This window comes from Cyanobacteria bacterium GSL.Bin1, assembly GCA_009909085.1.
Taxonomy (GTDB): Bacteria; Cyanobacteriota; Cyanobacteriia; order Cyanobacteriales; family Rubidibacteraceae; genus Halothece.
In genome coordinates, this window is sequence record JAAANX010000065.1 from 126,782 (window position 1) to 138,231 (window position 11,450).

The window sequence follows — 11,450 nt, forward strand, 5'->3', positions numbered from 1 at the left end:
TAGTTTGTCAACTGTTTTTTAGGGATTTATTTTCTAATTTTTAAATACTAAAAATCATCACAAAGCGATCCTTGTCCTCTTAAAAAAGAAGACAAGGAAAATAATTAAGACTTAAGAAAAGTCTAGAGAATTAAATCAACAAATTGATCTAAAAGAAGGTAAGCAAAAATTGCACCGCCAACGCCACCAACGAGGAAACCACCACTAAATAAACTCCAACCTTCGCTCGTTTTAATCCCAGCTGGAACATTAGGAACAGTGCGTGAAAAGTTAGGGCGACCCGAGGTTTCTAAACGCTTTTCAAAGGAAACTGTGCCATATAAAGAAAGGCAAACAGTCAGCAGAACAATTAACGCACAAGCGCTGATTAAAGCAGCTAATAAACCAAACTCGCTATTGCGTAAGGGTCCTAAAACAGCAAAGGGACCAATTAACCAATAACCATGTGCCATGCCAATTTCTAGCCCGCGCATTAGCGGTGATAAACCATCGCGATAAATGGGTAAATTCGCAACGAATTTCAGTGTAATATCATTGGCATTCACTGGGGTCGCTAAGTTTCCTTCTTCTGTTTCTTGGTAAGCACGAATGACATCGCCTTGCTTGAAATCAAATCCAGCAAATGCACCACGAACGCGAATAGCGTGCCAGAGATGTCCGAGTAAGAAAAGGACACCAAGGGCATAGTGGAAGGTGGCTAACCAACCGCGGGCAGAAACAACGCCGCTTGCAGTTTCCCAGTTACCGGCAACCCCAAAAAAGACTTCTGGATAAACGGTGTCATTCACGCTGACGAAATAACCGGCTAAAATGCCCATATACGCGATCGCGCCAAGACTGTAGCAGAGATAGGCTTCTCCCGAATAAAACAGGACTCGTCGTGCCCAGGCAAACGGAGTTGTCAAAATGTGGAACACACCGCCAGCAATGAGAATTAAGCTGATCCAGAGATGACCGCCAACCACATCTTCTAAGTTGTCCACAGCAGCCAGACCTTCCCAGCCGTGTTGACCCCAGAGATAACCAAAAATCGTCAGGGGATTGAGTGTGGGATTATTGACAACACGCACGGCGCCATCGCTACCCGCCCAGGGGTCAAAAAGACCGCCCCAAAACATGGCTTTTGAGACCAAGAGAAAGGCACCAATACCGAGGAAAATCAAGTGAATCCCCAGAATCGTGGTCATTTTGTCTTTATCTTGCCAGTCATAGCCAAAAAAGCCAGCAAACTTTTGCTTGTCCTGTGGTAGTACTTCCGGACCAATCAGGGCATGATAAACCCCCCCTGCGCCTAAAACGGCAGAAGAGATCAAATGCAACACAGCAATGACAAAATAGGGATAGGTGCTAATCACCTCTCCTCCACTACCAACACCAAAGCCCAAGGTCGTCAAGTGGGGGAGTAAAATCAGTCCCTGTTTATACATCGGTTCACTGGGGACATAGCGGGATAGCTCAAATAGGGTCATGGCACCTGCCCAGAAGGTAATTAACCCTGCATGAGCAATGTGAGCGCCAAGTAATTTACCAGATAAGTTGATAAAGCGAGCATTACCAGCCCACCACCCCACACTGGGGATTTGTTCTTTGTTCGGACTGTTTGCAACAACAGCAGTCATTGTTAAGCCTCCTTGCGAATAAATTGCATTTATTTCAGAAAAAAAACTAAGTCAGGGAAGAAGCACTTTCTCCTCTCACCCGACCGCGTTGGAAATCAAAGCCAGCGGCGCGCAGGGCGTGCCAAATGTGTCCTTGTAGGAAAAAGAAAGCCAACCAGAAATGAGCATTCGCCAGCCAAGTGCGAGAGGAAACTAGGTTCGGATCAGCAGAAGAAAAGTAGGGGAAAATATTCAGCCGAATGTCTAGCGCGGGTCCGTAGAAGACTTCTGGATAGACAGTTGTATTGACGGAAATAAAGTAGGTGGCAATAAAACCCATCAGGGCTAACGCGCCTAAACTGTAGGAAAGATAAGCTTCTCCCGACCAAATAAATAATGATTGAGTCCATCGGTAAGGGCGCGTGAAAATGTGGAAAATACCGCCACCAATGAGTAACAGCGCGATCCAAATATGACCGCCCACCACATCTTCTAAGTTATCTACGGCTGCTAGCCAGTGCTTTCCTTCTGCACCAAAGAGATAGCCAAAGATGGTCGCTGGAGAAAGGGTAGGGTTACTGATAGTACGCACCGCTTCTAAGTTCGGGTCATATAACCCACCAAAGAGCATCGCTTTTGCGACCAGTAGGAGGGCACCTCCTCCCAGTAACACTAAATGAATCCCCAAGATTGTGGTCATTTTGTTTTGGTCTTCCCAGTCGTAACTGAAAAGCGGAAATTTCTTTTTGTCCAGCACATCTTGTTCAGAACGGACATGGAAAATACCGCCAAAGCCCAAAAATGCTGAGGAAATCAGATGTAATGCCCCAATAACAAAAAAGGGATAAGTGCTAATAACTTCTCCCCCATCGCCAATTCCCCAGCCTTGGGTTGCCAGATGGGGCAGTAAAATCAAACCCTGCTCAGACATGGGTTGATTGGGGTTAAACTGACCGAGTTCAAAGAGCGTCATTGCCCCTGCCCAAAAGACAATTAAGCCGGCATGGGCAACATGAGCGCCGAGTAGTTTTTGGGAAAGATTCGTTAGGCGAGCGTTTCCCGCCCACCACGGCTGATCGGAATTCACCATGAAACCTCCTTATTTTATTGCAAAAGATCTTCAATTGATTTTTAGGATAGTTTACCTTATAACAGAAATAGTTGAGAAAGATTTTTTATTAAAATTTAAGATTGATGAAGCCAAAACAGAATATCTTAGATTCGGAAGGATTAAGCTTTACCAAAGAAGCGCGCTTTCTTACGGGGCAACATTTACCAAAGAGTTTGTCTGATTCCAATGCGACGCGGCAATTCATCCCACACAGCGCATCAAAATGGGCTTGGCTCATTGAAACGGGAGTGGTAAAAACTTATACCTGGAATGAAGAAGGGAACCAAATTATTTTGGGGTATTGGGGAATGGGAGATTTGATCGGTCAACCTTTATCCATTGGTGACAAGTTAAGAAAATAGGGAATTTGTCAAGGGTCGGTTTACAGAACTAGCTAAACGGTTGAAACTAAGAGGAGACAGGAGATTGAGGGGTTAGAAGTTCCATGAGCCGTTCCCGAAAAACGAACCGTGACCATGCCAAGAAAAAGCAACGTCCGATGATCGAAGATGAAGTCATCGCGACTCAACTCGAACAATTACTCACTCCCGCCATTAACGCTCAAGAAAATTACTATCGTCAATTGAAATTACGTGATTGCCCGAAGGGCAGTGACGCTTCGCGTCAATCGAATCCTCAATTTACCATTGATGGTGGCGATGGTACTAACTCTTCTGTGGCGAGATGTAGCAGGAGTGAGGGAACTAACTAGATTGCTCGCTCGGGAAGGGGTTTTGTGGTGTGAGCGGACTTGTGTGAGTCAACAAGCTCTTTCTCAAAGATTATTAACTTTCCCTGCTGAACTATTTGAGAGAGTGTTTAAGGACTTATTACCCAAACTCAAGTCCAGTTGGTACAGCAGACAAAACCGACTACTACCAGAAAGTGTTCAATTTGGCTGGTCTCGATTTGAGCGGATTTGGATTGCCGATGGAACCACGTTGGAAGCCCTCTTCAAAAAACTCAAAAGTTTAGAAGAACTTCCCTTCGGACAATTAGCTGGAAAGATGGGAACCGTCATTGATTTAATGACGCCATTCCCCGTCGAGATTTGGTTGGAAGAAAATCCCAAAGCCAGTGACATCAGATTTGAACAAAATCTCTTAAATTTAGTCCCGGCTCAAACCTTACCCCCGCATTCGGCACTTCTCCTTGACCGAGGTTTTTATCACTTTCATTTTTGGCAACAATTATTAAGCCAAGAAATCCATTTCATTACTCGCCTTAAGAAAGGAGCCAAAATTCGAGTCCAAGAAGTTTTTACCGATAGTTATAGTTGACGCGACCGTCGCCTTGAAATCGGATCGGGAACAAAAAAAACGCCCTGTCTCACTTTGCGTTTAGTGGAAGTTCGTTCCGGCAAGGTTTGGCATTCTAATCTGACCAGTGTACTCGAGCCAGAGATTTTACCACCCTACGTGGTGGCTGATTTGTATCGCAAGCGTTGGCGCATTGAGCGTGAGCGACGCTGGGGTTTCCCCAGCATGTCCAATCATGCTGTTGAAGATGCTTTTAACACAGTCAAACGATTATTAGGTTTAAGTTATTTATGGACTGGGTCTCTCAATGGCATTCAATTACAAATCTGGGGAACTTGGTTATTTTACTCGGTCTTGCTTGATTTAGGGGATGCGATTGCCGATGAACTTTCTCTACCTGTGGATGACATTTCTTTAGAGATGATTTACCGCGGTCTCTATCATTTTTCCGTGGCTCGTCAAAAAGGGTTAGCCCATGATCCTGTCAAATATTTTGCTGCACCAGAAAATCAAGATTTAGGTGCGACCCAAGCGGAGGTCTCCTCCGCATTGGAAAGCGCACCTGTAGGAGTGGTTAAGCAGAAACGAAAACGAAGGGTTCGTCTGATTGTTTCTCCTTTCCCCGCAAAACAAAGGGGAAGTCGAGATTTTTTCTTCAAGCAAGCGTCAATATTAGCACCATTACTTTTTTTCATTTGTCTGAAAGAGGAAAAGAGAAATTCTCTCCTCCTCTTCTTAGTTTTTTTTAATTCACTAACATCACGCTTTTTGCTGCCAAAATCTTCTGAATTACTTCTTCTACAGCTTGATCGGGAGTAGAAGCACCAGAAGTAATTCCTACTGTAATTTCTCCTTCCGGTAGCCAATTTTCAGCAATTTCTAAATCCTTACTCAGGGGTTTATGTTCAATTTTATTCTCTCCTAAAATGCGGCTTCCCCCATCAATATGATAAGAGGGGATACCATGTTCAATACCGATTTCTTGTAAATGAGTCGTATTAGAAGAATTAAATCCACCAATCACTACTAACAAGGACAAGTCTTCTTTTACTAAATTGAGCATCGCATCTTGTCGTTCTTGTGTGGCATCACAAATCGTATTAAAACTCATAAAATGCTCGTTAAATTCGGTGGGACCATATTTTTCTAACATCGTTCGCTCAAACAACTTCCCAATTTGTTCAGTTTCACTTTTTAACATTGTTGTTTGATTGGCAATGCCCACTTTTTCTAGATCGACATCTGGATCAAAGCCTGGAGAAGAGGCTTGATCAAATTTTTTCAGAAATTCTTTTTTATCCCCACCATGTAAAATATAGTCTGCGACATATTGCGCTTCTTCTAAATTAAGAACGACTAAATATTTCTCAGCAAAAGAACTAGTTGCAACCGTTTCTTCGTGATGATATTTCCCGTGAATAATGGAAGTATAACTACGTTTTTTATGCTTTTCTACCGAGTTCCACACTTTAGAAACCCAAGGACAAGTGGTATCAACAATGGTGCAGCCTAAATCGTTGAGCAACTGCATTTCATTCACACTGGCACCAAAGGCCGGTAAAATAACTACATCGCCAGCGTCAACCACAGAAAAATCTTTTTCCCCTTCGTTAACTGGAATAAATCCAACCTTCATCTCTCGTAAATGTTGGTTAACCGAGGGATTGTGAATAATTTCATTGGTAATCCAAATCCGCTCATTGGGAAAATGTTGACGGGTTTCATAAGCAATCGCAACCGCCCGTTCTACCCCCCAACAAAAGCCAAAGGCTTCAGCTAAACGAATCGTGACATTTCCTTTTTTTAAGCGATAGTTATTCTCTCTAATTTCTTGAATTAGAGGACTTTGATATTCGGAGTTGAGTAATTCTGTCACTTCTTCCTCGTGACCAAATCCCCGACGATGATATTTATCCGATTGGTGGAGGGAGCGTTTAAAGGCTTTTGTATCCATTCCCATAGTTTAATCTCTAGCTTAAAGCAAGCGTTTCTAATTTGCCTTCTATGATATCAAGGAATGATCAGTAACCCAGAGAGAGAATCACTTTTAGATCAGAAGGGTTACTTCATCGGTGAAGACGAAGACAAGGAGAGAGATTCCTTTTTCCCTATTCCCTAAAGGATGAATGACTAATGATTAAATAAAAAATACAAGATTTAAATCCCATTGCGATCGCGTTTCATAGTGAATTTCAATTTGCTGAATGAATTCTCGGAAATAGAACCGTCGTTCCGATTCGGATAAGTCACGCCAGAATTGAGGGAAAGAGACAGCTTGCGCGATCGCGCTGAGATTGTCTGGCGGACATTGCGCTATTTGAGCCTGATATTTTCCGATTTCCACCCGCAGTTTATAACGGCGGAGTTGCGCCGTTTCTGGATCGAGAACACCGTGAGTTTCTAACTGAGAAATTTGGGTGAGAATATCTTGTAAGTCTTGAATTTTTGCTTGTAAGGCAGGTTTTTCCTTGGCTAACCCCTGAGATTGCATTTGCGAAACCGCTTTTGGCAGGTCTTCACACACCCGTTCAATGGTCCGATTTAAAAGCTGTTCATAGGGAATCGCTTGACATTGAGGCGAATAAGGACAGTTTTGTGGTCGCAGATAGAGATACTCGCGTTTTTTGCGGTGAGTGGTCACTTGCGTGATTCGTAGGGGACATTGACAAGTTTGACAAACCACTAATCCCGCAAGGGAACGAGGGGCGCTGGCGGTACGAGGAGGAAGCTGACGATTGCGCCGTAACAGGCGATCAATTTGGGCGGCTTCATCTCGGGTAAGAATGGGGACATGGGTATTCGGGATTACATCCCCATCTTTATAGCCTAAATCTCCTCGATACACTGGATTGGTGAGCCAACGGCGACCTGAAGTCACGGAAATTTTTTTTCCATACCGCCGTTCTAAGTAGCGAACTGCACCCCGCAACGAACCGTACAATAAGAAATGTTCAAAAAAGTCTTTTACTACCGGTGCCGTACTGCGGTCGATGATATAACGTTCTTTCCCGCGACGGTAACCATAGGGGGCTTTTCCTGGTGGGGGATGGGCATTCAGACGGCTTCTTGCGTGTCCTTGACGCAGTTTCCGACTCCGTTGTTCTTGATGTAGAGATTCGACAAAGCGGAATAACTGCTGATGATTGGAATTCTCCTCTTCTAAGGTCAAGATATCAGCGCCAAGGGTTTCTAATTGGGCGATCGCGCTTCTTACCTCTTCTAAACTCTCACCCAAATCGCCCCAACGCTTGATGAGGATTGTTTCTGGGGGATTCTCCTGACAGTCTTGCAGCAGTTGTTCCCATTCTTGTCTATCGCCCAGGTCATGATATACCCGATCCACTGTTCTTCCCCAATCAATCGTTTCTTCTGGCGGATCGAGGAGGGGATCGCTATAGCGATAAGCAACAACCTTCATCTCTGACTCAGTTCAATAATATTGCCGTCAGGATCTTTCGTAAATAATGCTGCGCGACCAGAAGAACTTTCTTGAAATGAATATCCCTTTGTGCTGAGATCGGTTTTAATTGCGTCTAAATGATCCACCGCTAATGCCAGATGAGGACATCGTCCCCATTTTTCTGGGTTGGGTTCTGTGGGGGTCCAGTTTTTGTCTTCAATGAGATGAATTTGATAATCTCCCACTTGATACCAAACCCCCGGAAACTTGAGAGAACGCTCAGCTTTGGGTAAGGCTAAGACTCCGGAGTAAAACGATTCTGCTTTTTCCAAATCAGAAACGAGAATTGCCGTGTGGAGATAGCGCGTGACTCCCATCGTTAAGTTGAAACATCCTTTTCTTGCTTGATCCTTGATCAAGTTATCATACCATCGATTTACATCCCTAACCTGTTCGAGCAGTTTTTTAGGAGTTTTTTCCATGGCATGATATCCCGAAAAATTCTTGATACTATAACTATTTGGAAGGTTTGCTACTCTTAAGACAGTGGAATTCAGGGTGCTTATGACACTAGAAATTGTGGCTGAACCTGCTCCTCTCAAAGCAAATGAAGATGGGGTAATTCTTGTTGGGCAAACTCGCGTTACCTTAGATACTGTCGTTGCGGTGTTCAAGCAAGGGGCGACCGCAGAGGAAATTGCTTATCGATATCCATCCCTAGATCTAGCCGACGTTTATGCAACAATTGCCTTCTATCTCAATCACCAATTGAAAGTTGAAGAATACTTGCAGCAGCGACAGCAAAAAGCACAAAAAATTCGTACAATGAATCAAGCAAGATTTGACCCGCATGGCTTACGCGATCGCCTCCTTGCCCGTAGAAAAGAGCAATAAGCATGTTAAAGCTAATTGCTGATGAAAACCTTGATAATACGATTGTTAGAGGATTATTTCGCCGTAAACCAGAAATTGATGTTGTTCGTGTACAAGATATTGGGCTATCAGGTGAAGATGATCCAACTGTTTTAGAGTGGGCAGCCCAAGAAAAGCGCATTCTGCTCACTCATGACGTATCCACAATTACTCACTACGCCTATGATCGAGTCAGGAAAGGTCAGTCGATGCCAGGGGTAATCGAAATCAGCAAAGACGCACCAGTTGGGCGAGTCATTGAAGATCTTTTAGTCGTTGTAGAGTGTAGCTATGAAGGAGAACTAGAAGGTCAAGTTCAGTATCTTCCCGTGGTGAGGCAGTCTAACTTGGTGGTTAATCCTCCTTCGTGGTCCAGACAAATCGGTAGGGCTAGTGTAGCTTAACTTCGTAGAAGAGTGATCGCTAAGATTCCCGCAAGACATAACCGACGCCACGAACCGTTTGAATGAGGCGTTTATATCCCCCTTGTTCAATTTTGAGGCGTAAGTAGCGAATATAAACTTCAATGACGTTCGATTCTCCCCCATGATTATCTTCCCAAACATTTTCTAAAATTTGTTCCCGGGTGAGAACTTCCCCGGGATGGGACATTAGATATTTAAGGAGTTCAAATTCTTTGACGGTTAACTCAATTTTGCGTCCGTTGCGGTTGGCACAGCGATGGGATAAATCGAGCACTAAATCGCTAAATTGTAGTTGTTCGGGAACAGTAGTGGCCGGTTGGAGGTAGAGTTGAACCAGTTGCAGAAATTGGTCAGTTTGGTAAGGGAGTAGAGTATAATCGTCAGCCCCCGCTTCTAAACAGGTCACGCGATCCGGCAACGTATCTTGACTCATAAACAGCAAAATCAGCACCGGATTATTATGTCCTCGCAGTTGACGACACAAGGTCAATCCCGCTTCGCCTAATCGGGCTTGATCAATCACGACTAACGCTGGCTGCAGTTCTTGAAACTGAGGTTTGGCTTGGTCAGGATGGTTGGCAACCGTAACGGTATAGCCGGCATTGGTTAAATCTAAACTGACCGTTTGCGCCAACTGTTGGTCATTCTCAATGAGTAACACTGACGGTTGAGGCATAGTCATCGGATGTTGTCTCCATTAGAGATTAACTCCTACGGTAGCTCGACTGAGGTAGGTTTGGCGATATGGGGTAAACCCCAACCCAGTTTCTCCCGAAGAACGCGGAAAAATTCCGGGCGTTGGAGGCGGATAAAATAAGCGGAGTAGCGCGATCGCGCAAGGTGAACTACATCTTTCGGTTGTACATAACAACCGCCATTGCCATCCACAACCATCACTAATTGATGCTCTTCACTGGCAGAGTGAATAATAATCGGTTCGCGATCCGAGAAAACCAATGCCCGAGAAGCGAGAGAATGGGGGCAAATCGGAACCAACTGCAAAACGGGTACGTCTGGAGTGACAACGGGACCCCCGGAACTGAGCGAGTAAGCAGTGGAACCGGTCGGTGTGGAAACGATAATGCCATCAGCGGCAATATCGACTGGTGCGTGATGACCCACCACCACTTCAAAATGACACAGACTGGTCATGGGTTCTCGATGGAGGACCATTTCGTTTAAGCAAAGGGCTTCCCACTGTAACCGTTCGCCCCGCATCACCTGAACAGTGAGCATGGAACGTTCTTCGATGGTGTAGTTTCCCGCTAAAACTTCTTCTAAGGCGGAGGAGAGTTGATTGACATAGGTTTCTGTTAAAAAACCCATGTGTCCTGTATTGACGGTTAATAAGGGAATGCCATAAGGCGCAAGCTGGCGGAAACCGGATAAAACCGTTCCATCCCCCCCCAAAACCAGACAAAACTTCATGGTTTCATCAAAGCCAGGGGGAATTAACTTATCCAGCGGGGTATGACAGACGGGGCTATCCGGACTGGAATATCCCAACAGTCCACCAACCCCAGTGGCGAGAGCAACCTCCCATCCTTGTTGTTGCAGTTGCGCTTGGACTTGGTTGGCAATGTCGCAAGCAACCGGTTTATTATCGTTATAGATGATGCCTATTTTCGGCACGACGACTAATCCGTGTGTAGAGTGTTAATGTCCACGACAAGAGTGTTCTCTTATCTTAATATTTAAGCAGAAAAAACTGGCTCAAAAGTTGAAATTGAACCCAAAATTAGGATTTAGATTTGAAAGGCGTTTTCTTTTTCTTCTTCGTTTTCTCTTTCTCGTAGTTAATTTCTTTTAATTTTTTCATGATGCGCGAGAAGTATTCCTGTAAATAGGTTTCAACCGTTGTCATCTCATTGGGATTAAACCCAAAGATATCATACACTTCGCTCATGTCGGCATCGAAAGACTGGCCGCTCACTAAAACATTGGCGAAAATTAAGCGATCTGAGGCATTACGGGTCCACTCAAAAAAGCGCATCGCCCGAGAGAGAAACTGTAATAAGCCCATCGGCAAACGAGAAATTTTGGCGGTCTTGCCAGATAAATTTTCACAAAGATTAATAATTTCTTCCGCTGTCCAAGCGCGAGATCCCGCGAGAGGAAAGGTTCGTTTTACGGTTTCTGGCACTTCCACTGCCTGCACCGCAAACTTAGCAATATCCAAGGTATCCATGTAAGCAATGGGGGTACTTTCTCCCGTTACCCACACCGCTTGGTTATCCAAAATGGGAATCGCATATTGCGGGATTAAACCCTGCATAAAGCCGCAGGGTCTAAGAATCGTATAGTCGAGATCAGTTTCAGCTAAGAACTGTTCCGTGCAATGTTTAATATTCATTAGCGGAACATCAGAGTAATTCTCGGCATTGAGGATGGAGAAAAAGATATAGCGTTTTACCCCAGCTGCTTGTGTGGCTTGGATGAGAGCCACTTTGCCATCCCAGTCCACTTCTTTAATACTCAGAGAGTCCGTGGGACGAGCCGTTGCCGCATCAATTACTGCATCAACCCCTTCTAAGGTGCGGGGTAAGGTTTCGGGTTGACATAAATCGCCCTTAACGAGATTTGCCCCCCATTCTTTAAGAAATGTTGCTTTTCTGGGATTTCTGACAAGGCATTTGACTTGATGACCTTCATCAAGCGCTCGCCGAACGACTTGTCTTCCGAGCGTGCCTGTTGCCCCAGCAATCAATATATTCATTTATAAATATGAGAGTATCTTAAACTTTC

10 protein-coding genes and 2 pseudogenes are annotated in these 11,450 nt (G+C 44.5%); 4 read left to right on the top strand and 8 right to left on the bottom strand.

The features are described 5' to 3' along the window. Positions 1-122 precede the first annotated feature (122 nt). Positions 123-1,619 carry a chlorophyll a/b binding light-harvesting protein gene (locus GVY04_08360; protein NBD16149.1) on the bottom strand — a complete coding sequence of 499 codons (1,497 nt, stop codon included), beginning with the start codon at positions 1,617-1,619 and terminating at the stop codon, positions 123-125. Positions 1,620-1,665: 46 nt separating this feature from the next. Then, positions 1,666-2,688, bottom strand: a complete 1,023-nt coding sequence (locus GVY04_08365; GenBank protein NBD16150.1) for a chlorophyll a/b binding light-harvesting protein — start codon at positions 2,686-2,688, stop codon at positions 1,666-1,668. A gap of 251 nt (positions 2,689-2,939) precedes the next feature. On the opposite strand from GVY04_08365, the pseudogene GVY04_08370 reads away from it, so the two are divergent. Beyond that, positions 2,940-3,047 (top strand): annotated as a pseudogene (locus GVY04_08370) (Crp/Fnr family transcriptional regulator). A gap of 161 nt (positions 3,048-3,208) precedes the next feature. Beyond that, positions 3,209-4,637 (top strand): annotated as a pseudogene (locus tag GVY04_08375) (transposase). A gap of 76 nt (positions 4,638-4,713) precedes the next feature. Here GVY04_08375 and GVY04_08380 read toward each other — a convergent pair. The 3 genes from GVY04_08380 to GVY04_08390 form a co-directional block, all read right to left on the bottom strand. Further along, a complete protein-coding gene (locus GVY04_08380) occupies positions 4,714-5,928 on the bottom strand; it encodes a 4-hydroxy-3-methylbut-2-enyl diphosphate reductase (GenBank protein ID NBD16151.1) in 1,215 nt (404 codons plus the stop codon). Between the two features lie 177 nt (positions 5,929-6,105). Further along, positions 6,106-7,386, bottom strand: coding sequence for a recombinase family protein (locus GVY04_08385; protein NBD16152.1), 1,281 nt, complete (start codon positions 7,384-7,386; stop codon positions 6,106-6,108). Then, complete coding sequence (locus GVY04_08390) at positions 7,383-7,745, bottom strand: glyoxalase (GenBank protein ID NBD16153.1); 363 nt, start codon at positions 7,743-7,745, stop codon at positions 7,383-7,385. The genes GVY04_08385 and GVY04_08390 overlap by 4 nt, the downstream gene beginning before the upstream one ends. A gap of 187 nt (positions 7,746-7,932) precedes the next feature. On the opposite strand from GVY04_08390, the gene GVY04_08395 reads away from it, so the two are divergent. Together GVY04_08395 and GVY04_08400 are read left to right on the top strand one after the other, a co-directional pair. Next, positions 7,933-8,262: a DUF433 domain-containing protein gene (locus tag GVY04_08395; protein NBD16154.1), complete on the top strand. Its 330-nt coding sequence runs from the start codon at positions 7,933-7,935 to the stop codon at positions 8,260-8,262. Positions 8,263-8,264: 2 nt separating this feature from the next. Further along, positions 8,265-8,684, top strand: a complete 420-nt coding sequence (locus GVY04_08400; protein NBD16155.1) for a hypothetical protein — start codon at positions 8,265-8,267, stop codon at positions 8,682-8,684. Between the two features lie 19 nt (positions 8,685-8,703). On the opposite strand, the gene GVY04_08405 is transcribed toward GVY04_08400, so the two are convergent. The 3 genes from GVY04_08405 to GVY04_08415 form a co-directional block, all read right to left on the bottom strand. After that, complete coding sequence (locus tag GVY04_08405; GenBank protein ID NBD16156.1) at positions 8,704-9,387, bottom strand: response regulator; 684 nt, start codon at positions 9,385-9,387, stop codon at positions 8,704-8,706. Between the two features lie 29 nt (positions 9,388-9,416). Next, complete coding sequence (locus GVY04_08410; protein NBD16157.1) at positions 9,417-10,337, bottom strand: NAD(+) kinase; 921 nt, start codon at positions 10,335-10,337, stop codon at positions 9,417-9,419. A 106-nt stretch (positions 10,338-10,443) separates the two neighbouring features. Further along, positions 10,444-11,421, bottom strand: coding sequence for an NAD(P)H-binding protein (locus tag GVY04_08415; GenBank protein NBD16158.1), 978 nt, complete (start codon positions 11,419-11,421; stop codon positions 10,444-10,446). Positions 11,422-11,450: the final 29 nt, after the last annotated feature.